Source organism: Bacillus sp. ms-22 (assembly GCF_009759805.1).
GTDB classification, from domain to species: domain Bacteria; phylum Bacillota; class Bacilli; order Bacillales; family Bacillaceae; genus Bacillus; species Bacillus xiamenensis.
The window spans coordinates 1134372-1157195 of sequence record NZ_CP046653.1 but is presented as its reverse complement, the minus strand read 5'-3'; the positions used below and the strand labels follow the sequence as shown (position 1 = coordinate 1157195).

The window sequence follows — 22824 nt, the reverse complement described above, 5'->3', positions numbered from 1 at the left end:
CGCTTAAAATAAGCGGTTTTGTATGTTGTTATTGTCCTAAGGCTTCCTGACGAAGCAAGTCGGCTTTATCTGTTTTTTCCCATGGAAGATCCAAGTCATGACGGCCAAAGTGTCCGTATGCAGCTGTTTGTTTATAGATTGGACGACGCAAGTCAAGCATTTTAATAATGCCGGCCGGACGAAGATCAAAGTTTGCACGAACCACTTCAATTAATTTTTCTTCAGACGCTTTTCCTGTTCCAAACGTATCAATTGAAATTGAGACTGGCTGTGCAACACCAATTGCATAAGCAAGCTGTACTTCACAAGAATCTGCAAGACCTGCTGCTACGATGTTTTTCGCTACATAGCGAGCCGCATATGCTGCTGAACGGTCAACCTTCGTTGCATCCTTCCCAGAGAAAGCACCGCCTCCGTGACGAGCATAGCCTCCGTACGTATCAACAATAATTTTACGTCCAGTTAAACCAGCATCCCCTTGAGGTCCACCAATCACGAAACGGCCTGTTGGGTTAATGAAGTACTTTGTCTCTTCATCAATAAGTTCACTTGGAACGACAGGACGAATGACATGCTCTTTTAAGTCGCTTTGAATTTGTTCAAGCGTCACTTCTGGTGCATGCTGTGTAGAAATAACGACTGTGTCAATACGAACCGGTTTGTTTTGTTCATCATATTCAACGGTTACTTGTGTTTTTCCGTCAGGACGAAGGTATGCAAGTGTTTCATTCTTGCGTACTTCTGTTAAACGACGAGATAATTTATGCGCTAGTGAAATCGGCAGCGGCATCAGCTCTTCTGTTTCGTTGTTTGCAAAACCAAACATAAGGCCTTGGTCACCTGCACCGATTGCATCAAGTTCTTCTTCAGTCATTGTACCTTCACGTGCTTCAAGCGCTTGGTCTACACCTTGTGCAATATCAGCAGACTGTTCATCAATTGATGTAAGAACCGCGCATGTTTCCGCATCAAACCCATATTTCGCACGTGTATAGCCAATTTCCTTAATCGTGTCACGTACTGTCTTTGGAATGTCGACATAAGTAGACGTTGTAATCTCACCGCTTACTAATACGAGACCGGTTGTTACAGAAGTTTCACAGGCAACACGTGCATTAGGATCTTTCTTTAAAATTTCATCCAAAATGCTGTCTGAAATTTGATCACAGATTTTATCCGGATGTCCTTCCGTCACTGATTCTGAAGTAAATAAACGACGATTTTGACTCATAATGGCTATTTCCTCCTGTACAAGACCACACCATCCCAAGATGAGGCCTCCAATATGATACGGAACTCGTTCCCTCTTATATTTCAAAACGTTTATATTAGAGATGTTATTGGCAATTTGTTCATATGATATCCCAAAAATAAAAAAACCATTTCCTTCATTGCGAGGAAAGGGTCTGAGATCGCATGCCTTTCACTCTTATCGCTCAAGGTGTTTTGTACCTTGCATCAGGTTAGCACCTTGGTTTCTCAGCATGTTCATGCCTTTTTCATAAGAAACCGGTTGCTGGGCTTCGTCGGGCCTGTCCCTCCACCAGCTCGGGATAAGAGTATCCGTTCAATAAGATATCTTATCTTAAACCCTTGCGTCATGTCAATGCTTCATAGGAATTATCTCCCCTCTTTTTTTACCTCATCTTTCACATCACCAAAAAGCATATTTTCATAGCAGAAATGAAAAAACACACACAAAAATATTTAAATAGTATAGACTATTATTATCAATGTGTTATACTAATCGAAACAAAAACAAATTCAACGGTAAAGGAAGGGTTTTTTATGAACTCAGTGGATTTAAAAGAAGATTTGCAGTCATTGCTCTCATTAGAAAATACGCACCAAAATTTATCTGTTCCGAAACTTGTTGAAAAGATTTTGGCACGTCATGAAGGCGTTTTAACTTCAACAGGTGCTGTCCGCGCGACAACTGGTGCCTACACTGGACGTTCGCCTAAAGATAAATTTATTGTAAAAGAAGAAAGCTCTGCGCATAACATTGATTGGGGCACAGTGAATCAGCCGATCTCAAAAGACGCATTTGATCGTTTATATACAAAAGTTGTGTCATACTTAAAAGAACGTGATGAACTATTTGTCTTTGAAGGATTTGCGGGTGCTGACGAAAGATACCGTATACCCATTACAGTGGTAAACGAATTCGCATGGCACAATCTCTTTGCAAAGCAGCTATTCATTAGACCTGACGGATCAACACCATCATCAAATGAAAAGCCTTTTACCATCTTATCTGCTCCTCACTTTAAAGCAGATCCTGAAACAGATGGCACAAACTCTGAAACGTTTATTATCGTTTCTTTTGAAAAGCGTACAATTCTGATCGGTGGAACAGAGTATGCAGGAGAGATGAAGAAATCCATTTTCTCTGTCATGAACTACCTTCTCCCTGAACAAGATATTTTATCCATGCACTGCTCAGCTAACGTTGGTCAAGAAGGCGATGTCGCATTATTTTTCGGCCTTTCAGGGACTGGGAAAACGACGCTTTCTGCAAGTGCAAGCCGCAAGCTGATTGGAGACGATGAACACGGCTGGTCTAGCACTGGTGTCTTCAATATTGAGGGCGGATGCTATGCGAAATGTGTGAACTTAAGTGAGGAAAAAGAGCCGCAAATTTACAAAGCCATCAGCTTCGGATCCGTGCTTGAAAACGTGGTGCTGGATGAAGAAACACGTGAAGCGGATTATGATGACACATTCTTTACTGAAAATACACGGGCGGCTTACCCAATCGAAATGATTGATAACATCGTGAAACCAAGTATCGCAGGTCATCCATCTGCCATCGTCTTTTTAACAGCGGATGCTTTTGGTGTTTTACCTCCAATCAGCCGTTTAACGAAAGAACAGGCCATGTATCACTTCCTTAGCGGCTACACAAGTAAATTAGCAGGAACTGAGCGCGGTGTGACATCACCAGAAACGACATTCTCTACTTGCTTCGGTTCACCGTTCTTGCCACTTCCTGCTCACGTCTATGCTGAAATGCTTGGCAAAAAAATTGATGAGCATGGCGCAAAAGTATTCCTTGTGAACACAGGCTGGACTGGCGGCGGCTATGGTACGGGCAAACGAATGAACCTGGCTCATACAAGAGCGATGGTGCAGGCAGCCATCGAAGGCGATCTTGACAATGCTGAAATAATCACTGACGACATCTTTGGATTACACATCCCGCTTCATATTCCAGGGATGCCAGATGAAGTCCTTCAGCCTGCTAAAACATGGGCTGATCAAGAGGCTTACCGAGAAAAAGCCTACTTCCTTGCAAACGAATTTAAAAAGAATTTCAAAAAATTCAGCCATGCAGCAAGTGACATCGAAGCAAAAGGCGGACCACTCGTCTAATCAAAAGACAAAAGCTGAGGGGATCATTCCCTCAGCTTTTTTAATTCGTTGAATGCAATGATACAAGACGGTAAGTCACCTTCGTGACATCGTCTGACAGCTCGAGCTTTTCTACATGTGCTGTCCCTGTTTTTTCCCCGTCTTTCGTTTTGCGCACCTCAAGCGGAATATTTAATGGATAAATGCGGTACCCTTCCTTCATGAGCTCAAACACATTTTCTTCAATTCTTGTCTCTTTTCCTTTTGTGACAATCATTGTATTAAATTCAACAGGCATTCCCATAATGAAAATCCCCCTACTTTCTAAATTTCTTTCTACTGTTTATTTTACCACATTTCCGCCTTTACGGCTGTGCATCCATGTCGTCAGCCGTCTGACAATCTCCCGATTATGCTGCGGCGGGAAATAATGATTGTAGCCATGAAAATACCATGTTTCCACAGACTTGCCATGCTGACGCAGCGCATCTTCTAATAAATATGCATGCTCAATGGATACATTCTGATCCTGCTCTCCATGGATGATTAAGACAGGGGCTTCGATTTTGTCCACATCATTCAAAGGGGTTCGCGCCTCATATGCTTCTGGCACCTTGTGCGGCGGACCGCCTATCACGCGCTTCATCATTCTTCTCATATCCACACGTTCTTCGTAGGTGAGCTTCATATCACTTACACCGCCCCAAGTCACAAAGGAGGCGGCTTCCTGTTTCATTTCAACAGCGGTCCAAATGCCCATAATACCGCCACGGGAAAAACCAAAGATATGAATGCGATCCTGCTTCACCTTTTGATGATTTTTTAACAGATTAAAAGCCGCAAATGCATCTTTCCGATCCTCTCCGGCAAAGTCCTCGTTCCCTTCGCCTCCTTGATTCCCTCGGTAAAAAGGAGCAAAGACGACAAAGCCTTGCGCTGCAAATTGCACAATTCGGCCAGGTCTGACCATCCCCACATTTTTAATGCCGCCGCGTAAATACAAAAAACCGTCATAGAGACCTTCTCCGGCCGGTTCAGCGAGCAGCCCTTTCATCCGAAGTCCATCGGCCTCATATGTCACTGTATATAAGTGAATATGCGGATGGGGCGACGGGAACCTTCTTTTTTCCACAATCACTTGAATTCTCTCCTTTTCATTCGGTGTTACGTCAATTGCTTGATGATCGCTTCTGCAACAAGCTGACCTGATTTTGTCACCATCGGAGTACCGCCGCCTGGATGACTGGTGCCTCCAACAAACCAAAGCCCTTCAATATCCTTTGATTGATTATTGATACGGAAAAATGCCTGCTTGAACGAATTCGAAGACATGCCATAAATGGCTCCGTGATATGCTCCCGTTTTTTGCTGCAAATCAAGCGGGGTTTGAACCGCTTCATATTCGACAACCTGATCGATATCAAAGAGACCCTTTTCTTTTAGTTTCGTTTTGATATGCTGACGATACGTCTCCTTTAGCATGTCCCAATTTTGCTCTTTTGTCACATAAGGTGCATTGGCCAGGACAAACAGGTTGCTTCTTCCCGGTCCTCCGCTCAAGGCTGGCTCTGAATGGCCTGAATAACATATGTAAAGCGCCGGGTCCTGAGGGAGCTTTTTTTTCTGAAAAATATCCTTGAATTCTTGCTCATAATTCTCTGGAAAAAATACATTATGATGAGACAACTGTTCATAGACTTTAGGTATTCCAAGTAAAAGAACAAAGCCAGATAACGATGGTTCGATATTTGAAAGCTTTTGATTTAAAAAGCCAGGACGGTCTTTTTCATCAATCAAATGGCGATAGACAGTCAGTGCATCCGCTCCTGCAATGACTTGATCTGCCTCATACACCTGCTGATCTGTTTCAACCCCTTGGATTCGTTTATTCCTCACATGAATTTTATTTACTTGTTCATTGAGATGAATCTGGACGCCCAATTCCTTTGCGAGTGTCTCAAACGCCTCAACTAAACGATACGTACCGCCCTTTATTCCATAAATGCCTTTTTCCCCTTCTAAATACGCCATCATATTAAAAATAGCGGGAGCCTCGTAGGGTGAAGAGCCAATGTATGTTGCATACCGCCCAAACATCGCCAATGTATGAGGATGACGAAAATACTGACGAAGCAGGCGCTGAACGGATGTAAACGGTTTGACAGCAAGAAGTGCTTTCACCAGCTTAAGATCCGCTTTATCCTTCCAGGTCAATAACAAACGATTTAAAAACTGATCCTCCGCCATTTGGAAAAGCTTTTTTGAATTCTGTAAAAAGGCTCGGTATTGCTGCGCATCCTCAGGGCTAAATGCGGCAATTTGCGCTTCCATTTGCTCGATATTCGGCGTAAACTCGACCGTATGACCATCAGAGAATACATTTTTGGTCAGGGGAGAGATCGGATAAAATGTGACATAATCCTCCATCCGTCTCTGACAAGAGGTAAACACTTCTTCAAAATACGCCTTCATTGTAATGGTGCTCGGTCCTAGGTCAAAAGAGTAGCCAGCCCCTTGATGACGCTGTAATTTCCCGCCTAAAGCAGCTTCTTTTTCTAAAATGGTGACCTGAACCCCGCGTGACTGTAAGCGAATTGCCGCTGACAACCCGCCAAGTCCGCCGCCAATGATGATCACTTTTTTCATTCGTACCTTCTTCCTTTCCATTCATACCCTTCTTTTTTCAGTCCAATTTTCATAGAAGCAAAACCAATGGCGATCAGGCTCATGATACTTACCGGCAATAAAAAGGCCATCGTAGACGTTCTTCCATTTTCGATATCAATGACCGCTTTAATAGATACACCTAGCCCGTAGCAAAGAATGGCTAAACAGAGATTGACCACATCAAACTGAATGAGGGCGATAATGAAACAAATAACGGGAACCAAATAAAGCATTGTATATAAACAAAAGACACCGCTTAACAAAGCAATGCTCCGATTTACTCCAGGAAACAAATTTTTTCGATAGCCTTCCCACACTTCCTGTCCGCTCTCATACATTCTCATATAGACAAACGGATGAATACTCGCAAGTGTGAACGGAAAGCCCTTCGCTTTCACTCGTTTCGCCAAGGCCATATCATCAACGAGCGAATCCTTGATCGCTTCATGACCACCTATTTCGTGATAACAGTTCTTTTCAATCGCAATAAAGCCGCCATGAGCTGCGGCAAAAGCCGGGTTTTGAGATTTTCTGACCCATTTCACTGGCAGATGACACCCAATCGTAAACATCATCATAGGGACCACAAGATGCTCAAACGGTGTCCCTGTTTTTTGCTCTGGGAAGCCTGACAGCATTCCCGTTTTTTGCGTGCATAACTGCTTGTACACCGCCTCGATGGCTCCTTGTTTTAACCGGACATCTGCATCTAAAAATAACAGCCAGTCAGAAGATGCTGCCTCAGCTAGCTGAGAGCAAGCATAGGATTTACCAAGCCAGCCTCGCTTCAACACTTGACCTGACTGCACACGAATCCACGGATATTTCTCTGCGAAGCCCTCAGCAATTGCTCTCGTCTGATCTGTCGAATGATCATCCAGCACAATCAGCTCCTTCGGATAAAGATGCTGATCAACAATCGACTGAAGACACGCTTCCAGACGTTTTTCCTCATTTCTCGCTGGAATGAGGATCGATAATGAAATCGGTTCATCAGGCGAAAGAGACGCAGGCTTAAGCACAGGGATTTGCTTCATATTCCAGATGGTAAACATCAATTGACAGAGCAGCAAAGCACTGATCACCGTTAAAAAGACCGCCATGTTTTCACCCACTTCTTAAAGGAATCAAACGCATCACTTGTTGACCGGCTTGTCCTTGTCATCTGTCTAAATTGTTCCTTTGCTGTAAAATCAGGATCAGCGATGACCTGCGCTTGATGTTCGTTTAACTGTGTTTCAAGCAGGTCTCCAAGTATACTTGTTACTTCCTTGCTTCGAAGTGAGCCGCCAGATAGTACAACGTCTTCTCCAAACACGACCGATACCGTCGGTTTTTGAAATTGATTAAATGTATAATGCAGCGACACCGGCTTGACGATGACCTGCTCAAATTGTCTCACCAAAAAAGAAGCTCCGCCCTCCAGTTCAAGCGGCCTTGTATCCTGATGCATGATTTTCCCCTGCGGAAAAAGCCAAACTGCCGCGCCTTTCTGCATATTTGCTTTTGCCGTCATCAATGCTTGTTTTACACTTGTCAACTTCTCTTTATGGACTGGAAATGCACCTAGCTTACGAAAAAAAGCATATTGCTTTAGCTGCTTCTCCTCCATCATCATGTAATGATCTCGTTCAGATGTTTTTTCTGTTAATAGAAAGATGATCAGTCCATCCCACCATGAACTGTGATTCGCAAGATAAAGAACAGGTAACTTCTCTTTTGGGTCCACCGTACCTTGCATCATCACACAGTGGAAATGTTTATTCAGTAAATATCGTTCAAGATAAAGATAAAATAATCGGCTAAACGCTCGGCTTTTGTCGCTTTCTTTCAAATTGAACCCTTCCTTCACACAAGATGACAATGATCAGTGCTAAATAAAAAATCACATCCAGCCCGCCCTTTAATGCCAGAAGACCAAAGAACATCACCATCGCTTGATAAATACGGCCATTCCAGCGCAATACCTGCTGATCAATCGAGACGAGCGGAAAAAGAAATGAAAGCCCTGCTCCAATCATACCCCAGCTCACAAAATTCTCAAAAGGAATACCAAAAAAACCGTCACCGTCATACCACACCCAAAACTTACGGTCAGCCGCTACTGGATCTAATATGAGATCAAGCAGTACAATCCATAGCCCCGTTTCGGCGGCTCGCACCCACTTTGATTGTTGTCCGGATAAAAAAAGACTATTTAAAAACACGCCAACCCATGCAAAAGCGATCGTTAAGGGCACACCCGCCACAAGAAAACCTAAGGCCGGGTAATAATCATAGGCCCCGAATGGAAAGCCCGTTGTGATTCCGACCCATTCAATCGTAAACGTAAGAGCTCCCACAATGGCCGCTCGTTTGATCACAAAGCGCCATGATCCATACATATGTCGGCCCAGCTCCATCACGCAGCAGGCGTACAGCACAAGGAAGATTCCATTTGCAAACTGAAGCCATGCCGGCACTTCGAAAAAAACCATTAATATGAGTCCTACCAAATACCATCCAACAAATATCCAACTCAATCTATACACGAAACCGCTCCTTTATTTTTGCCAAATTCAAGAAAGCATTCATGCTTCTAGTATAGAAAAAAAGGCACGATCTATAAATAAACAATGCGCTTCTTATTTCATCTAGGCACTCACCAAAAATCCCTTTTGACATACTTTAATTAGTGATCTAGAACAAAGGAGGCGAATTACTCTTGAATCGTTCCATTAAAGTCAGACTGGCATTCATATTCGTTGTCTTGCTCTTTATTCCATTTGTCGCCTGTAAAAAAGAACAAGAGCAGACCGTACAAGTTGCAGAGGTGACCCATTCGGTCTTTTATGCTCCGCTTTATGTCGCCTTATCCGAAGGATTTTTCAAAGATGAAGGCTTAGAGGTTGAATTAAAAACCACTTGGGGCGGCGATAAAACGATGACAGCTCTTTTATCCGGCGGTGCCGATATCGCCCTGACCGGATCTGAATCCTCTATCTATGTGGAAGCCCAAGGGACAAAAGACTCTGTCATGAACTTTGCGCAGCTGACTCAAACAGACGGCACCTTTCTTGTCTCAAGGGAGAAAATCGACGAATTCTCTTGGGATCAATTAAAAGGAAAAGACTTTCTCGGACAGCGGAAAGGCGGTATGCCGCAAATGGTCGGTGAATATGTCCTAAAAAAAGAAGGCATTGATTTGAAAAAGGATCTTCGGATGATTCAAAATATTGATTTTGCCAACATTTCAGGCGCTTTTTCCTCTGGAACTGGCGATTTTGTCCAGTTATTTGAGCCGACTGCATCCTTAATCGAAAAAGAAGGCAAAGGGTACATTACCGCCTCCTTTGGAGAGGCTTCTGGCAAGGTGCCTTATACCACTTTTATGGCAAAGAAGAGTTACTTAGAAAAAAACAAAGAAACAGCCGAAGCCTTTACTCGTGCCATTTATAAAGCACAGAAGTGGGTAGAAACGAAGCGTCCAGAGGAGATTGCCAAGACAATCCAATCGCATTTTCCTGATACGGATGTTGACGTCTTATCAAATGCCATCAAACGCTACAAGCAGCAGCACTCATATGCAACAGATCCCCTTCTAAATGAAGAAGAATGGAACAAACTACAGGAAATCATGAAGGCGAGCGGTGAACTGCCGGAATTTATCCCGTACAAACAACTTGTCGATTCATCCATTGCAAAGAAGGTCACAGATCACAAATAGAATAGGAGGTAGCACATGTCTTTCCTTCAAATTGACCATGTGACCCACACGTACTTCTCTTTAAAAGAAAAAACAACGGCCATACAGCACATCAATATGGAGATAGACCAAGGTGAATTCATCTCATTTATTGGTCCCAGCGGCTGCGGGAAAACAACCCTGCTGTCCATCATCGCAGGCATTACGCCACCCTCTGAAGGTCGAATCTTAATCGAAGGAAAAGAGCCGAATCAAAAGGAGCACCAAATCGGCTACATGCTCCAGCAAGATTATTTGTTCCCGTGGAAAACGATCAAGGAAAATGTCATTCTCGGGTTGAAAATTGCAAAACAAGATTCACATGAGGCCTCCTCAGCTGCCCTTAGCTTACTGCCAAAGCTTGGACTGCATGATGTGGAGGAAAAGTATCCGAAGGAGCTGTCAGGCGGCATGAGGCAGCGTGCAGCACTCGCCCGAACACTTGCGGTTGATCCCGGCCTGCTTCTACTAGATGAGCCATTTTCAGCACTAGACTACCAGACCAAACTGACATTAGAAGATCTCGTCTTTCACACATTAAAAAACTATCAAAAAACAGCCGTCCTTGTCACGCATGATATTGGTGAAGCCATTGCCATGAGCGATCGGATTTTCTTATTCTCAAAACATCCCGGCTCTATTCAGCGGATCTTTACCGTTCCAGATGACCTGAAAGCCCTCTCTCCCTTTGAAGCGAGACAGACACCAAGCTTTCAAGAGCTCTTTCAAACGATTTGGAAGGAGCTGAAAACAGTTGAAACACAGTGACCTTTTACATGAAGCCTATCGAAAAAAAGTTCGAATGGAAAAACGCATCACACGAGTCTATCAGCTGATCATTTTCGCCAGTTTCTTTTCACTTTGGGAGCTTGCCAGTCATTTTAGGCTCATTGATCCGCTCATTTTCAGTTCACCATCTGCAGTCTGCCAATTGTTTATACAAAAAATATCAGATGGCTCTTTAGTGAATCATATGAGTATTACGTTGTTTGAAACGGTGCTTGGGTTTCTTCTTGGTACGTTTTGCGGCATTTTGTTAGCCGCCGCCTTATGGTGGTCCACCCGGCTGGCGAACGTACTTGATCCTTATTTGGTCATTTTAAATGCGATGCCGAAAGTCGCTTTAGCCCCGATTTTAATTGTTGCCCTTGGGCCTGGCATGATCAGCATTGTCGCGATGGGCGCAATCATTAGTGTGATCATTACAACGATCGTCATTTATACGGCCTTTCAAGAAGTCGATGAAAATTATTTAAAGGTCATGAAAACCTTTGGTGCGGAAAAAAGAGTGGTCTTTCGTGAGGTCATTTTGCCAGCAAGTATTCCAACGATGATCTCTGCCATTAAGGTCAATGTTGGTCTTTCTTGGGTTGGGGTGATTGTGGGAGAATTCCTTGTTTCCTCAAAAGGGCTCGGCTACATGATCATTTACGGTTTTCAAGTCTTCAACTTTACACTCGTGTTCTTAAGTCTTTTCATTATCGCCGTCTTCGCTACCATCATGTACCAGCTTGTAGAATGGCTTGAACGCCGTTTTCTTCAAAAATAAAAAGCACAGGGAGTATTTCCCTGCGCTTTTTTTAACGAATCAAACCGTTCTTTTCTAAATAAGCAAGACTTTTCCTTAAGACATCATCTTTCATAATAAAACTGAAATTTTTATTTCTTGCGATGGATCTTGGCAGGTCTGCGAAAAGAACCGGCCCTTTCGTTTCAAAATACGTGTCCTGCTTGACGAGCTTTTCAATATCAGCGAAATAAATATTTTTGACAATGACCTTCTCTCTGCCAAGCACCTGATATTGACCAATATACGTTAATTCACGAACAACAGCACCCGTCTCTTCCTGAATCTCCCGTATAGCGGCTTGGTCTGCTTCTTCATTTGGCTCAACTTTCCCTCCTGGAAACTCATAGCCGCGATCCTCATGTTCAGTGAGCAGCCATTTTCCCTGATAGCGGCAAATGGCCCAAACATGCTTAGGATGACTCGAAAAAGGCTGCTTTTCAAAAGAGAGCTTGACCGTATTATGATAATAGTCTTTAAATACATGCATGTGAAATCCCTCATATCCTGTCCTTGCTTCTTGTAAAACATCATACCACAGATCACATTTCTCTGAAGAATTTTTATGAAAAGTGAAACAAACGAGTGCTTCCATCTCGTCTGTATGTAATAAGTATTCTTGCTAAAACCTTTTTATCATCTCCATCCTCATTCCATTTTAATCATGAAACCTTTTATCCATGATGACGTAAATCAATAAGTGTTTGTTTGATACAGGCGAGGAGGAAACCAACATGAACAACACAAATGGATCAGAACAAGAACAAAACAACGCACTCCCGATTAGGCAACATGAGAACGAAGATGCTGCTCATGAGGCAGTGAAGACCCACCTCATGAAAGGACAAAATCTTGATTTAACGAAAGACCATCCAAGTGTAGACCAAATTCATATCGGACTTGGCTGGGATTTATCTGGTCAGCCAATTGATTTAGATACGCAAGTATTTCTCTTAAATGAGGAAGACAAGCTTTTGTCTCCAAAGCACCTGATCTATTATCAGCAGCAGCAAAGCATAGACGGAGCTGTTCGCCATCTAGGTGATCATCAGGTCGGCGGAGGCCAACGAGATCATGAGATCATCATTATGCAGCTAAGCAGAGTCTCACCCGATATTCATAAAATCGTCGTAACCGCCACTATACATGATGCCCACGAGCGGGCACATCATTTCGGACAGGTCACCAATGCCTACGTACGCCTTTCTGATCAGATCACCCAGCAAGAAATTTGTACCTTTCAGTTAACAGAGGATTATTCGTATTGTACATCTATCATTTGCGCTGAACTAACGAGAGCTCAAAACGAATGGAAAATCACCGCTACCGGACAAGGTACGACCCTGGATTTAAACGACTTATGCCGCATCTACGGATTCACACCTTGACGAAGGAAAGGAGCTGGCACCAATGGGATTTCATTTCAACACAATAGAAGAACTCACCTTACAAGCAGAAGGCAGCGGAATCTTTTTTGCCAAAAAAGGCACTATGATTGCCGATCAAGGCACATTTCAATACCGTAAACGATTACTTGGAACAAATAAAGGAAATGTGGTCAGTCAAGTATTTAACCATATCAGCAGAAAATTGACAGGTGAAAACCTTGAGATGATGGAAGTGAGTGGACAAGGTACGTGTTATTTGGCTGATTCAAGCGAGCATGTGACCGTGATCAATCTTGAGCCAAGCGGTCCTTGGCAGCATGTGAGCGTAGAAAGTGAAGATTTACTAGCCTTTACTGAAGAATGTCACTATGGCGTGACACCAGTAGGCGTTGGTATTTTATCACAGAAGGGGTTATTTACTTCAAAGCTCTCCTATCAAGGTCACGGAGCGCAGGTTGCCATTAAAACGAATGGAAACCCGCTGATTTTAAAAGCACCTTGCCGTGTAGATCCTGACGCCCTTGTCGCTTGGACGGGCAAAGCACCGAAGATCAAATTCGATGTAAACTGGAAAACCTTGATTGGACAAACATCTGGCGAATCGTACTTATTTGAATTCCAAGAGCAGGACCAAATTGTCATTATCCAGCCATTTGAGCGCACATCCGGAATGCGGATCGGTTTAGACGATAACCGCTACAAACCTCAGAACCAGAGCACCTCACACGAATTCACCAATTCACAGCAGGAAAATAGAGGCGGAATCAGTGATTTAATCGGAGGCATCTTACATCCTCGAAAATAAAAGCATGTAGAAAAAAATGGGACTGACCCCCGTTTTTGAGACAGGGATCAAAACACCTTTACGAAACAGCCAGTTGCCGATAGTTTATCGGTGATTGGTTGTTTAGTTTCGTTTGAATACGAATGTTGTTATAATAATAAATGTATTCTTTGACAGTGCGTTCTACAATGGTGTTCGTAGTTCGATCAATCCTGTTAAGATAGAACGTTTCAGACTTTAGTGAGGAATGAAACGATTCGATGGAGGCATTATCAGCGGGCGTCCCTTTACGGGACATGCTCATGGTAATGCCTTTCTTATGAACAGCTTTCTGATACTCGTAAGATGTATACACAGAACCTTGGTCGCTATGTAACACGCAATTCTCAGGCAGTGATGGGAGCTGATTAAGTGTGTTTAAGATAAAGTCTGTGTCCTGCTTATCACCAATATTAAAAGCAATCACTTCTCCATTATATAAATCCAATATACTGGAAAGGTACAATTGTTTCTGTCCATAAGGCAAATACGTGATGTCCGTTACTAGTTTTTCAAGAGGGCGATCAGACTGAAAGTTCCGATCCAGTATATTACCAGCCACGGCATAGGGCTGCCCATTCTTCTTACGCTTTTTCATTTTAACTCGGCACTGCCACTGGTTTTTCTGCATGATACGTTGAACAGTTTTATGGTTAATACGCATGCTCATTTTTAGTATGGCGGTGATTTTTCGATAACCATATCGATACTTGTGCTCTCGGCACAACGTGCCGACCTGTTTCTCTAGTTGTCTTTTAGAGTGATTCTGAGTCAGATCCTTTTTCCATCTATAGTACGAAGTGCGTGAGATACCTAAATGGAAACAGGTGTCCTGTATCGTCATCGTTTCGCACAATTCTTCTACCAGTTTGATTGACGTTTCCTTATCAACTTCCTTTCCAATTCGTTGTACTTTTTTAAAACTTCATTCTGTTGACTCAAATAGCGATTTTCTGCCTGAAGTCTCTCTAATTCGGAAGAGTACTCAGGACCCTTTCCATAGGTATATTGTTTTCCAACAGGCTGTTCAAACCGGTGTGTATCCCCAGCCTTATGCCACCTCACCCATGTCTGAACCTGCGTCTTATTCTTGATATTCAATTTTTGCATAATCTCTTTCATAGGTACGCCTGCCAATCTCATTTCTACAGCCTTCTGTTTGACTTCAACCGGATAACTCACTCTTGTCCCCATAGAAAAAACACCTCCATGTTTTATTTCGGATCACAACGATCCATTTTCAAACTTGAAGGTGTTTTTTATTTGTCTCATCTGATGGGGTCAGTACCAATCTCTACATGCTTTTTTCAATTCATTAATCCATTTGTCTCAATGAAGTTCTTTGTCTCTTCGTTTCCAAGATCATAAATCATGGTGTAAATCTCTTTTCTTTTCCTGTCCATTTCGTCATTTGGGCTATCATAATGATATTCAAGAAATGGGACATGCGCCCGAAAGAAGCCTTTCCAATCGGACATATACTGTTCATCGAAATACTCTCTTAGCTGCAAAATTTGATCATCATCTGCTTCTATTTGAAATTGCCAAGCAGCCGTATCTCTATACTGTGAGATCGACCCGTCTTGAACGGATACATAGTATGTGTGTCTTGCCATCTGATTCATCCTTTTTTCCTTTAGTATGACCAGATACCGAGAAATTACGGCTTTTTACGCAATTTATTTTTCATCATGTCTAACACATCAATAAACAACTGCGGAATGGGAATTCCGAGAGCTTTAGCGGTCGAGACAATTTGGTAAGATTCATAAATGATATAAAAGATGATCGCTAAATCCTTCATCGTCCCGCCAGTCTTCAGCATGACATCGAAGAAATGTGCCATAGTGATTAAAGAGATCGTCACAACCTTTCGAACAAGCCTTGTAAACAACCGTTTCAGTGTGAGCTGTCCAGTCAAAGATTCTCTTAGGCTTGAACAAATGAATTCAATGGCCATCAGTGTCACTAATATCATTAGTAAATACCCTGCTCCACCAAACAGAAAGCCCATTGCCGACAAACAGACTGTAAACAACGAAAAGATGCCTAAATCCTTGCTCACTTGGCATCAACATCCTTTCATAGTGGAACTTCTTACCTCAATAGTATATGCCGCATCTGATGAATAGCTTGGACGACAAAAAATAAAGGCATAGTCAGCTGCTCAAAAAACTCGTAAAGCTCATAAAAAGGGCCGCCTGTGACGGCGGCTTTCTTGGTTAAACTCTGACATCAATAAACGTAGCATCTGAATCTTTGGGCTGAACAGCTTGAGGCTGCTGCTGCACTTGATCCAGCATCACCATGGCTTGGGCTGTGTTCGTGGCAAGCTGTGAATTCAATAAACTGATATTAAGTGTTTTTTGAATACTCGCCACTTGCTGACTCATCATTCCTGCAATTGAGGACATCTTTTCCCCTCCCTTCTCTTTTCTCTTCGGCTTAAAGCCCTATGATTTCAATGGGCTGTCTGTCACAATTCCACTAAAAAAGAATGCCGATCTATTCATGATCAACATTCCTTCCATCCCTCTTATCCTAAATATGCTTTTAGCATCCAGTTGTGTTTTTCAATGGATTGATGAATGGCAAGCAGCATATCACCTGTTGTTTCATCGCCAACCTCTGCAGCCAGCTCCATTCCTTGCTTTAACTCTTCTGCAATATTTGAGAAATCCTCATATAGATTTTTCACCATTTGCTCGGCTGTTTCATTTCCTTCCGCTTCTTGAATGCTTGAGATTTCTAAGCACTCTTTCATTGTCGCAACAGGTTGTCCATTTAATGCAAGCATACGCTCAGCCAAATCATCAATATATGTGGCTGTTTCTGTATATAATTCCTCGAATTTTTCATGGAGTGTAAAGAAGTCTTTTCCCTTTACATACCAGTGATAGTTATGTAATTTTACGTAAAGCACAGTCCAATCTGCTACTTGTTTATTGACGACGTTTAATAATTTTTCAGACATGTTGATTCCTCCTTATGTAGTTGCGTTTAGTATGGGATTACCCTTTTTTTATTATACTGAAACCTGCCATCTTTTTCTTCTATTTTGACCGCATGATATATATGTTAATATGGAAATAAGGAGGGAGCTAGATGCTGTTACTTGGGATTATCAGCTTTATCATTATCTCGATCGTTGTCTTTTTATCACTGTGGACGACATCAAAGGCGTATGATTACAAGCATAAAGTCGATTCACCACAGGATGCTGAACCAAATCAACATTCTAACCCAAAATAAAACCGCTTTCAATGATGTGAACTATCTTCTTCTTCAGTAGATGAACTCTCTTTTTTCACATCACCTACTTGGATATTTGTCTTCGGCATATTATGCTGCTGTTTAGCTGTCACATGGACTTGTATGATATAAAGGCCATCTTTTTTGAAAGCTGTATGCAATTCATATACACCTTTCTCCTCTTTCTTTGGCTGAATCATCTTGCTGTTATCCTTGTCGCCATCTTTCCACACTTCAAATTGCACATCATCTGCATCATCAACAGGCGTATCACCATATGTGACAGCTGCTTTTACTATAACGCTTTCATTTTTCTCCACTTGCTCTGGCCCTGTGAGCTTAACTTCTAATAGCTCAGGCACTTCCCCTTTGTCATTGCTCGCTGCGGAGTTTCCACATGCACTAAGTAACGCGAGCATTAGAATGATCCCCATCATCTTTCGCATCCGAATGTCCCCCTTCTTTTATCGACATGTCCATTTTAACAAATATCCCCTATTTTGACATCTCATGATTGATTTCATATAAAAAACCGGACATTCGATATGTCCGGTTCATCCATCCATTAACCAAATACTTTTAATAGGTCTTCTTGATCCTGAGACAGCCAGAAACGCATGAGACGTTTTGCTCCTTCAAGATCATGTAGCTTCGCTTGACCGCATTGTTTTTCATTTGCAGCAGGGATTTCTGTTACCTCAACTGCATCCTTGAATGTTGCATCAAGCAGTTCAACAATCTCTTTTGGTGTTGGTGCACCACTGACGACTAAATAGTAACCAGTCTGGCAGCCCATAGGAGAAATATCAATGATATCAAAATGATCGTATTTCTCTGAGTGTGTTCTAATATTAAACGCAAGTAAATGCTCTAATGTATGAATTGTATCAGGTTTCATCGCCTGCTTGTTCGGCTGACAAAAACGAATATCAAATTTATTCACTTCACCATCTGATCCCACTTTATGAACGCCGCAATGACGAACGTAAGGCGCTTTTACAGCATTATGGTCAAGTTCAAAGCTTTCAACTGAAGGCATAAAATCACCACTCCTATAATTGCAATTTCCTATATTATAGCATATTGATCCGACCTGTTTAGTTTATAAAACTTTCCTTCCTTGTCCTTTTTTCTTATACTGTGAAAGACAGACAAGGAGGAACCTCTATGAAACAGATTTTTATCGGCATCATCCGCTTTTATCAAAAATGTATTTCCCCGCTTACACCGCCTAGCTGCCGATTTTATCCCACCTGCTCAAACTATGGGCTAGAGGCAATCAAAACGCATGGCGCTTTAAAGGGCGGCTGGCTCACAATCAAACGGATATTAAAATGTCATCCGCTGCATCCTGGCGGCATCGACCCGGTCCCGCCTAAAAAGGAGAAATAAATTATTTTTCTTCATAGCCATTGACAACTAAGTCAAGCTTACCTGTCCCTGGATCAATTACAAGGCCGTGTACAGGCACATCAGATGGAAGAAGCGGGTGATTTTTAACAACAGACACACTGTCTCTCACACTTTCTTCAACTGAGTTAAAGCTTTTAAGCCACTGTGTAAAATCGATTCCTGAGTATTCCAGTACTTCAATTCGTTTTTCTGGAATACCGCGCTCAACGGCTTTATTTAGAAGTGTTCGGCTATCTATTTTGCTCATACCGCAATCATGATGCCCGATGACGTACACCTCATCAGCATTTAATTCATAAACAGCCACTAAAATGCTTCGCATAATACTTCCAAATGGATGAGAAACAAGAGCGCCAGCGCTTTTGACAATCTTAATATCTCCATTTTTCATGTTCATTGCACGCGGAAGCAGTTCAACAAGTCTTGTATCCATACAAGATAAAATAACGGCTTTTTTCTGTGGAAACTTCGTTGTTGTAAACTCTTCGTATCGCTTTTCTTCAATAAACTGTTGATTATATTCAATGATTTCGTCTAAAAGTTTCATAAGTTTGTCCATTCCTTTTTCTTTTTTAAAAATAAATATAGCACAATGTTTTAAATTTCGTCACGTTTTGAAACCTATTTTTTAGAGGAAACATCTGCTTGACGAAAATTTTTTATTTTCCTCTTTTCAAATCGTAATTATTACGATACAATAACTCAGGACATTAAATCGTAATCATTTCTATCTAATAGGTTGAGAGGAGACATTTTTTAGATGAAAAAAATCTTTTTTATTTTAATAACGGCTTTATTAACGATCGGCCTTGCCGCTTGCTCAAGCAGTGCGGGGACAAATGCTTCAAAAGGAAAGGCGGACAGGAAATTAACCATTTACACCACGATCTTTCCAATTCAAGATTTCACTGAAAAAATTGGCGGCTCTCACGTTAACGCTCAAAGTGTGTACCCTGCCAATGCTGATGCACACAGCTTTGAACCAAGTTCAAAAACAATGGTTGAAATGGCGGAAGGAGATGCCTTTATTTACAGCGGTACTGGAGCAGAAGCATTCGCTGACAAAACAGCTGCTACGTTAAAAGACCAAGGTGTAAGAACGGTTAAAGCTGCTCAAGGCATCAAACTATTATCAACAAAAGAAGAACATGCACATGAAGAAGATGAAGATCATGATGGACACGAGCACGGAGATAAAGATCCACATGCATGGCTAGACCCTGTTTATGCACAGCAAATGGCGAAGAACATTAAAGACACACTCGTCTCATTAGATCCAGATCATAAAGACGAATATACAAAAAACTACGAATCTCTAAAAAAAGAATTACAATCATTAGATCAGGAATTTAAAACAACGTTATCTAAAGCACAACATAAAGAAATTCTTGTTTCTCACGCAGCTTACGGTTACTGGGAAAAGCGCTATGGCATTGAGCAAATCAGTGTCCTTGGACTATCCGCTTCTGAAGAGCCATCACAAAAACAGCTCGAAAATATTGTAAAACAGGCGGAAAAGCATCACATCAAGTATGTCATTTTTGAAAATAACGTCAGCAGTAAAGTATCAGATACGATTCGCAGTGAAATTGGCGCTAAAAGCCTGACACTTAAAAATCTAGAATCCATTACAGAAGAGGACGCTAAAAATGGCGAAAGCTACGTCAGCTTAATGAAACAAAATTTAAACACCTTAAAAACAGCCTTAAATGATTAATGCGTTAAACCCCGTGCGGTCAGCCGGGGTTTTTTTCTTCGTAAAAAAACACACCTTGATAGGGTGTGCTTCTTTTTTACATTTGGTATTTTTTCTTAAACAGCTCGGCTCTGCCGCCTTTTTCCCCGAATTTCTGGCGCCCTGTATAAAAAGGATGCGTGTCCGAGCTTGTTTCTACCTTAATGACAGGATATGTTTTTCCATCCTCCCACTCTATTGTCTCATTAGATGTCTTAGTTGATCTACTCAAGAAGCGATAACCGCTGTTTACGTCCATAAATACAACTTCATGTGAGGTTGGGTGAATACCTTTTTTCAATGTCAAAACTCCTTTCATTATCAAAACGTAATCATTACGTTTTATAATTATATTCTACTCCCTCTTTGACAACTTGTCAAAAAACAAGCTTTCTTAGTCAGGAAGAATAATCTAAAAATGGTGGCGAATAATAAACAGCATGAAAAAGAGAAGCGATAAGAAAGGCGGAGAAAAAATTGACTGATCTCGTTTTAGCTAGAAGCCTGTTCGGTACAACAATGGGCTTTCACATTATTTACGCCTCGCTTGGCGTCGGCATCCCGCTAATGATTTTGTTAGCTGAACTCATCTTTCAAAAAACGAAGGACCCACATTATGCCATCATGGCCAAGCGCTGGACGAAAGCACAGGCTGTTTTGTTAGGCGTCGCCATTCCAACTGGCACGATTGCAGGTACTCAGCTCGCTCTTCTATGGCCTGGTTTTATGGAGGTCATCGGAAAAGTCATGTCACTGCCGTTTCAAATAGAAATTTATGCTTTCTTTATTGAAGCATTATTTATGTCTATTTATGTGTACGCAGCGGATCGCCTATCCCCAGCTATGCGCATCATTACCGTTATTTTTGTTGTGATTGGCGCAGCAGCTTCAGCGATTCTGATTACAAACGTACATGCTTTTGAAGGAACACCTGCCGGCTTTCAGATGGTCAACGGAGAAATCACGAATATCGAGCCTTGGAAGGCCTTTTTCAACCCAAGTTTCGTTGTGACCGCTACTCATGTCGTGCTGTCTGCTTTTACAACAGGCGCTTTTGTGATTGCCTCTGTAGCTGCTTTCAAAATGCTGAAAACAAGGAAAAATGAGAAGCTCTATACCTTTCATCGAAAAGCCCTTTTTCTTGGACTGATTGTAGGTGGACTTTTCTCTTTTCTTACAGCCTTAAATGGTCACGAATCAGCTCAGCTACTGTATGAATATCAGCCTGAAAAATTAGCGGGTGCAGAAGGCTTATTTGAAACGCAGTCACACGCGCCTCTTGCAATTGGCGGTTTTACAGACCCAAATACGCAGGAAATAAAAGGGGCGATCGAAATTCCTTGGGCCCTTAGTTTTCTAGCTGGAAATAGCTTTGATACTGTCGTAAAAGGCTTAAATGATTTCCCTAGAGACGAGTGGCCGCCCTTATTTATTCACACGTTATTTAACGGGATGGTTATAATTGGATCAGTGCTCATTCTATTTGCTGTGTTGGCCCTGCTCTACCGCAAAATATTAAAACGTGAACATTATCCGAAGTGGTTGCTTTTTCTTTACTTATTCGGCGGGCCTCTTAGTCTCTTGGCCATTGAATTCGGCTGGATCTTTGCATGTACAGGCCGTCAGCCATGGGTCATTTATCGAATGCTCAAAACCTCCGAGGTCGTCACGTCATCAGGCTCTATCGGCACACTTTTCATCCTGTTTGCCATTGTCTATCTCATTTTAGGCATCGCAACAGTGATTGTGCTGACGTACTACTTTAGAAAACATTCAATTGAAGAAGACCTACGGTTAACAGAATCTTAAAAAGGGAGCGATTTTGATGCAGATGGATATAACAACTGATGCACTCATAGCAATCACCATCTTATGGGGATTCGTGTTTATCTATGCAGTGATGGCATCAATGGATTTCGGAGCAGGGTTTTGGTCGATGATATATATGAATAAAGAGCAAACTAAGGCCGCTAATATCGCAAACAAGTATCTCTCTCCCACTTGGGAAGTGACAAACGTCTTCATTGTGGCCATCGTCGTTGCATTGTTTAGCCTGTTTCCAGGTGCAACATTTGTACTTGGTACTGTTCTATTAATACCAGGCAGCATTATTTTATTGCTTCTTGCACTGCGCAGCGGATTTCTCGTCTTTTCGCATTCACTGCCTAAAAAATATAGAAAAGCCGTTACATATATTTCAGGAATTAGCGGCTTTATTATTCCGTCCATTCTCATTATGGTTCTCCCCATTACCCATGGTGGATTTATTTTTCAGGAGAATCACGTCTACTCGTTAGATTTAGGATTGGTCTTTACAAGTGCAAACGTCTATTCATTTGTAGGTTTTGCAATTTTCAGCACCCTTTTCCTCTCATCTTTGCTGCTAGCTGATTTTTCTAATGTTGCAGGTGAAGATGAGGCTTATCACATTTATAGAAGGGGAGCGCTCATGACAGGACCTCTTTCTCTCATGATGGCCTTCTTTATCATGCTCACACTGCGAAGTGAAGCCAATTGGTTATTCACGAAAATGATGCAGAACATCCCCATTCTCCTTGTTTCTCTGCTCATGTTTTTACTTGCAGGATTGGCTCTCTTTTTACCAAACAGCCGATTTAAGCATCGGAAAGGGAAGCCACGTTTAGCCGTCATTGCCATTACGATCCAATATTTCTTAGCAAGCTATGTGTATGGACATGCCCATCTGCCCTATATGGCCTATCCAGATATCACCATCATGTCAGGGTTTACAGACCCTGTTACATTTAGGGCATTATTCATTACGTATATTGTAGGCTTTATCATCTTGTTTCCTGGGTTCTATTACTTCTGGAAATTGTTTATGAAGGATAAGCGCTATATTCGCCAGGAAGATTGACATGAATGGGCGACGTTCATTTC

28 protein-coding genes and 1 riboswitch are annotated in these 22824 nt (G+C 42.0%); of the genes, 11 read left to right on the top strand and 17 right to left on the bottom strand.

Annotated elements, in window-relative coordinates:
* Positions 1 to 28: 28 nt before the first annotated feature.
* The gene (gene metK / locus GPA07_RS06085) at positions 29 to 1231 is read right to left on the bottom strand and encodes a methionine adenosyltransferase (protein ID WP_008361732.1); all 1203 of its coding nucleotides are present in this window, start codon (positions 1229 to 1231) and stop codon (positions 29 to 31) included.
* Positions 1232 to 1426: 195 nt separating this feature from the next.
* A riboswitch (SAM riboswitch) is annotated at positions 1427 to 1560 on the bottom strand.
* A gap of 228 nt (positions 1561 to 1788) precedes the next feature.
* Between metK and pckA the strand changes: the two genes are divergently transcribed.
* The gene (gene pckA, locus GPA07_RS06080; RefSeq protein WP_157292189.1) at positions 1789 to 3375 is read left to right on the top strand and encodes a phosphoenolpyruvate carboxykinase (ATP); all 1587 of its coding nucleotides are present in this window, start codon (positions 1789 to 1791) and stop codon (positions 3373 to 3375) included.
* Positions 3376 to 3415: 40 nt separating this feature from the next.
* Here pckA and GPA07_RS06075 read toward each other — a convergent pair whose 3' ends face one another.
* The 6 genes from GPA07_RS06075 to GPA07_RS06050 are packed head-to-tail and all read right to left on the bottom strand — an operon-like array spanning position 3416 to position 8552.
* Positions 3416 to 3658 carry a DUF2584 domain-containing protein gene (locus GPA07_RS06075; RefSeq protein ID WP_008361929.1) on the bottom strand — a complete coding sequence of 81 codons (243 nt, stop codon included), beginning with the start codon at positions 3656 to 3658 and terminating at the stop codon, positions 3416 to 3418.
* A 39-nt stretch (positions 3659 to 3697) separates the two neighbouring features.
* The gene (locus GPA07_RS06070; RefSeq protein ID WP_008361927.1) at positions 3698 to 4492 is read right to left on the bottom strand and encodes an alpha/beta hydrolase family protein; all 795 of its coding nucleotides are present in this window, start codon (positions 4490 to 4492) and stop codon (positions 3698 to 3700) included.
* A gap of 26 nt (positions 4493 to 4518) precedes the next feature.
* Positions 4519 to 6000 (bottom strand): phytoene desaturase family protein, encoded by a 1482-nt coding sequence (locus GPA07_RS06065; RefSeq protein WP_157292188.1) that lies wholly within the window; start codon positions 5998 to 6000, stop codon positions 4519 to 4521.
* The gene (locus GPA07_RS06060) at positions 5997 to 7124 is read right to left on the bottom strand and encodes a glycosyltransferase family 2 protein (protein ID WP_008361923.1); all 1128 of its coding nucleotides are present in this window, start codon (positions 7122 to 7124) and stop codon (positions 5997 to 5999) included. Before GPA07_RS06060 ends, GPA07_RS06065 begins: the two co-directional genes overlap by 4 nt.
* Positions 7109 to 7855 (bottom strand): lysophospholipid acyltransferase family protein, encoded by a 747-nt coding sequence (locus tag GPA07_RS06055; RefSeq protein WP_157292187.1) that lies wholly within the window; start codon positions 7853 to 7855, stop codon positions 7109 to 7111. The genes GPA07_RS06060 and GPA07_RS06055 overlap by 16 nt, the downstream gene beginning before the upstream one ends.
* Complete coding sequence (locus GPA07_RS06050; RefSeq protein WP_157292186.1) at positions 7824 to 8552, bottom strand: carotenoid biosynthesis protein; 729 nt, start codon at positions 8550 to 8552, stop codon at positions 7824 to 7826. Before GPA07_RS06050 ends, GPA07_RS06055 begins: the two co-directional genes overlap by 32 nt.
* Before the next feature lie 173 nt (positions 8553 to 8725).
* Here GPA07_RS06050 and GPA07_RS06045 point away from each other — a divergent pair, with 173 nt between their 5' ends.
* Genes GPA07_RS06045 through GPA07_RS06035 form a run of 3 tightly spaced genes read left to right on the top strand, consistent with a single transcriptional unit; the run spans position 8726 to position 11294 of the window.
* Positions 8726 to 9727 carry an ABC transporter substrate-binding protein gene (locus tag GPA07_RS06045; protein WP_157292185.1) on the top strand — a complete coding sequence of 334 codons (1002 nt, stop codon included), beginning with the start codon at positions 8726 to 8728 and terminating at the stop codon, positions 9725 to 9727.
* Positions 9728 to 9742: 15 nt separating this feature from the next.
* Positions 9743 to 10513 (top strand): ABC transporter ATP-binding protein, encoded by a 771-nt coding sequence (locus GPA07_RS06040; protein WP_157292184.1) that lies wholly within the window; start codon positions 9743 to 9745, stop codon positions 10511 to 10513.
* Positions 10514 to 10547: 34 nt separating this feature from the next.
* Positions 10548 to 11294 (top strand): ABC transporter permease, encoded by a 747-nt coding sequence (locus tag GPA07_RS06035; protein ID WP_412096211.1) that lies wholly within the window; start codon positions 10548 to 10550, stop codon positions 11292 to 11294.
* Between the two features lie 31 nt (positions 11295 to 11325).
* On the opposite strand, the gene ytkD is transcribed toward GPA07_RS06035, so the two are convergent.
* On the bottom strand, positions 11326 to 11802 hold the full coding sequence (gene ytkD, locus GPA07_RS06030) for an RNA deprotection pyrophosphohydrolase (RefSeq protein WP_008360652.1): 477 nt from the start codon (positions 11800 to 11802) through the stop codon (positions 11326 to 11328).
* A gap of 244 nt (positions 11803 to 12046) precedes the next feature.
* Between ytkD and GPA07_RS06025 the strand changes: the two genes are divergently transcribed.
* Both GPA07_RS06025 and GPA07_RS06020 read left to right on the top strand, forming a co-directional pair.
* Positions 12047 to 12700 carry a TerD family protein gene (locus tag GPA07_RS06025; protein ID WP_157292182.1) on the top strand — a complete coding sequence of 218 codons (654 nt, stop codon included), beginning with the start codon at positions 12047 to 12049 and terminating at the stop codon, positions 12698 to 12700.
* A 22-nt stretch (positions 12701 to 12722) separates the two neighbouring features.
* Entirely contained in the window at positions 12723 to 13505 is a 783-nt protein-coding gene (locus GPA07_RS06020) for an AIM24 family protein (RefSeq protein WP_008360657.1), read from the top strand.
* Positions 13506 to 13563: 58 nt separating this feature from the next.
* Here GPA07_RS06020 and GPA07_RS06015 read toward each other — a convergent pair.
* From GPA07_RS06015 to GPA07_RS05995, 5 genes are all read right to left on the bottom strand, one after another.
* A protein-coding gene (locus GPA07_RS06015; protein ID WP_145939419.1) for an IS3 family transposase occupies positions 13564 to 14717 on the bottom strand; the annotation gives its coding sequence in 2 pieces (ribosomal slippage) (positions 13564 to 14444 and positions 14444 to 14717; 1155 coding nt in all).
* A gap of 113 nt (positions 14718 to 14830) precedes the next feature.
* The gene (locus tag GPA07_RS06010; RefSeq protein ID WP_157292181.1) at positions 14831 to 15139 is read right to left on the bottom strand and encodes a hydrolase; all 309 of its coding nucleotides are present in this window, start codon (positions 15137 to 15139) and stop codon (positions 14831 to 14833) included.
* A 44-nt stretch (positions 15140 to 15183) separates the two neighbouring features.
* Complete coding sequence (locus GPA07_RS06005) at positions 15184 to 15588, bottom strand: phage holin family protein (RefSeq protein WP_157292180.1); 405 nt, start codon at positions 15586 to 15588, stop codon at positions 15184 to 15186.
* Positions 15589 to 15745: 157 nt separating this feature from the next.
* Positions 15746 to 15937, bottom strand: a complete 192-nt coding sequence (locus GPA07_RS06000) for a hypothetical protein (protein ID WP_008342942.1) — start codon at positions 15935 to 15937, stop codon at positions 15746 to 15748.
* A gap of 122 nt (positions 15938 to 16059) precedes the next feature.
* Positions 16060 to 16497 carry a Dps family protein gene (locus GPA07_RS05995; RefSeq protein ID WP_008360664.1) on the bottom strand — a complete coding sequence of 146 codons (438 nt, stop codon included), beginning with the start codon at positions 16495 to 16497 and terminating at the stop codon, positions 16060 to 16062.
* Between the two features lie 131 nt (positions 16498 to 16628).
* Between GPA07_RS05995 and ytzI the strand changes: the two genes are divergently transcribed.
* A complete protein-coding gene (ytzI, locus tag GPA07_RS05990; RefSeq protein WP_157292179.1) occupies positions 16629 to 16775 on the top strand; it encodes a YtzI protein in 147 nt (48 codons plus the stop codon).
* Between the two features lie 8 nt (positions 16776 to 16783).
* Here the strand turns inward: ytzI and GPA07_RS05985 are convergent, their stop codons facing one another.
* On the bottom strand, positions 16784 to 17221 hold the full coding sequence (locus GPA07_RS05985) for a FixH family protein (protein ID WP_008360667.1): 438 nt from the start codon (positions 17219 to 17221) through the stop codon (positions 16784 to 16786).
* Positions 17222 to 17340: 119 nt separating this feature from the next.
* Positions 17341 to 17814 (bottom strand): S-ribosylhomocysteine lyase, encoded by a 474-nt coding sequence (locus GPA07_RS05980; RefSeq protein ID WP_008360669.1) that lies wholly within the window; start codon positions 17812 to 17814, stop codon positions 17341 to 17343.
* 128 nt (positions 17815 to 17942) lie between these two features.
* Between GPA07_RS05980 and yidD the strand changes: the two genes are divergently transcribed.
* Complete coding sequence (gene yidD, locus GPA07_RS05975) at positions 17943 to 18167, top strand: membrane protein insertion efficiency factor YidD (protein WP_003217666.1); 225 nt, start codon at positions 17943 to 17945, stop codon at positions 18165 to 18167.
* A 1-nt stretch (position 18168) separates the two neighbouring features.
* On the opposite strand, the gene GPA07_RS05970 is transcribed toward yidD, so the two are convergent.
* Positions 18169 to 18735 (bottom strand): beta-class carbonic anhydrase, encoded by a 567-nt coding sequence (locus GPA07_RS05970; RefSeq protein WP_157292178.1) that lies wholly within the window; start codon positions 18733 to 18735, stop codon positions 18169 to 18171.
* A 213-nt stretch (positions 18736 to 18948) separates the two neighbouring features.
* Between GPA07_RS05970 and GPA07_RS05965 the strand changes: the two genes are divergently transcribed.
* Positions 18949 to 19905 carry a metal ABC transporter substrate-binding protein gene (locus tag GPA07_RS05965; protein ID WP_157292177.1) on the top strand — a complete coding sequence of 319 codons (957 nt, stop codon included), beginning with the start codon at positions 18949 to 18951 and terminating at the stop codon, positions 19903 to 19905.
* Positions 19906 to 19981: 76 nt separating this feature from the next.
* On the opposite strand, the gene GPA07_RS05960 is transcribed toward GPA07_RS05965, so the two are convergent.
* Positions 19982 to 20224 (bottom strand): type B 50S ribosomal protein L31, encoded by a 243-nt coding sequence (locus tag GPA07_RS05960; RefSeq protein WP_008360676.1) that lies wholly within the window; start codon positions 20222 to 20224, stop codon positions 19982 to 19984.
* A gap of 176 nt (positions 20225 to 20400) precedes the next feature.
* On the opposite strand from GPA07_RS05960, the gene GPA07_RS05955 reads away from it, so the two are divergent.
* Positions 20401 to 21732, top strand: a complete 1332-nt coding sequence (locus GPA07_RS05955) for a cytochrome ubiquinol oxidase subunit I (protein ID WP_008360678.1) — start codon at positions 20401 to 20403, stop codon at positions 21730 to 21732.
* Between the two features lie 22 nt (positions 21733 to 21754).
* Positions 21755 to 22801, top strand: a complete 1047-nt coding sequence (locus GPA07_RS05950; RefSeq protein ID WP_008360680.1) for a cytochrome d ubiquinol oxidase subunit II — start codon at positions 21755 to 21757, stop codon at positions 22799 to 22801.
* Positions 22802 to 22824: the final 23 nt, after the last annotated feature.

What these genes read in the sequence shown, in the direction of transcription:
- metK (WP_008361732.1), bottom strand. Translation starts at nt 1,231, where the DNA reads ATGAGTCAAAATCGTCGTTTATTTACTTCAGAATCAGTGACGGAAGGA.
- pckA (WP_157292189.1), top strand. Translation starts at nt 1,789, where the DNA reads ATGAACTCAGTGGATTTAAAAGAAGATTTGCAGTCATTGCTCTCATTA.
- GPA07_RS06075 (WP_008361929.1), bottom strand. Translation starts at nt 3,658, where the DNA reads ATGGGAATGCCTGTTGAATTTAATACAATGATTGTCACAAAAGGAAAA.
- GPA07_RS06065 (WP_157292188.1), bottom strand. Translation starts at nt 6,000, where the DNA reads ATGAAAAAAGTGATCATCATTGGCGGCGGACTTGGCGGGTTGTCAGCG.
- GPA07_RS06060 (WP_008361923.1), bottom strand. Translation starts at nt 7,124, where the DNA reads ATGGCGGTCTTTTTAACGGTGATCAGTGCTTTGCTGCTCTGTCAATTG.
- GPA07_RS06040 (WP_157292184.1), top strand. Translation starts at nt 9,743, where the DNA reads ATGTCTTTCCTTCAAATTGACCATGTGACCCACACGTACTTCTCTTTA.
- GPA07_RS06035 (WP_412096211.1), top strand. Translation starts at nt 10,548, where the DNA reads ATGGAAAAACGCATCACACGAGTCTATCAGCTGATCATTTTCGCCAGT.
- ytkD (WP_008360652.1), bottom strand. Translation starts at nt 11,802, where the DNA reads ATGCATGTATTTAAAGACTATTATCATAATACGGTCAAGCTCTCTTTT.
- GPA07_RS06025 (WP_157292182.1), top strand. Translation starts at nt 12,047, where the DNA reads ATGAACAACACAAATGGATCAGAACAAGAACAAAACAACGCACTCCCG.
- GPA07_RS06020 (WP_008360657.1), top strand. Translation starts at nt 12,723, where the DNA reads ATGGGATTTCATTTCAACACAATAGAAGAACTCACCTTACAAGCAGAA.
- GPA07_RS06010 (WP_157292181.1), bottom strand. Translation starts at nt 15,139, where the DNA reads ATGGCAAGACACACATACTATGTATCCGTTCAAGACGGGTCGATCTCA.
- GPA07_RS06000 (WP_008342942.1), bottom strand. Translation starts at nt 15,937, where the DNA reads ATGTCCTCAATTGCAGGAATGATGAGTCAGCAAGTGGCGAGTATTCAA.
- GPA07_RS05995 (WP_008360664.1), bottom strand. Translation starts at nt 16,497, where the DNA reads ATGTCTGAAAAATTATTAAACGTCGTCAATAAACAAGTAGCAGATTGG.
- ytzI (WP_157292179.1), top strand. Translation starts at nt 16,629, where the DNA reads ATGCTGTTACTTGGGATTATCAGCTTTATCATTATCTCGATCGTTGTC.
- GPA07_RS05985 (WP_008360667.1), bottom strand. Translation starts at nt 17,221, where the DNA reads ATGCGAAAGATGATGGGGATCATTCTAATGCTCGCGTTACTTAGTGCA.
- GPA07_RS05980 (WP_008360669.1), bottom strand. Translation starts at nt 17,814, where the DNA reads ATGCCTTCAGTTGAAAGCTTTGAACTTGACCATAATGCTGTAAAAGCG.
- yidD (WP_003217666.1), top strand. Translation starts at nt 17,943, where the DNA reads ATGAAACAGATTTTTATCGGCATCATCCGCTTTTATCAAAAATGTATT.
- GPA07_RS05970 (WP_157292178.1), bottom strand. Translation starts at nt 18,735, where the DNA reads ATGAAACTTTTAGACGAAATCATTGAATATAATCAACAGTTTATTGAA.
- GPA07_RS05965 (WP_157292177.1), top strand. Translation starts at nt 18,949, where the DNA reads ATGAAAAAAATCTTTTTTATTTTAATAACGGCTTTATTAACGATCGGC.
- GPA07_RS05950 (WP_008360680.1), top strand. Translation starts at nt 21,755, where the DNA reads ATGGATATAACAACTGATGCACTCATAGCAATCACCATCTTATGGGGA.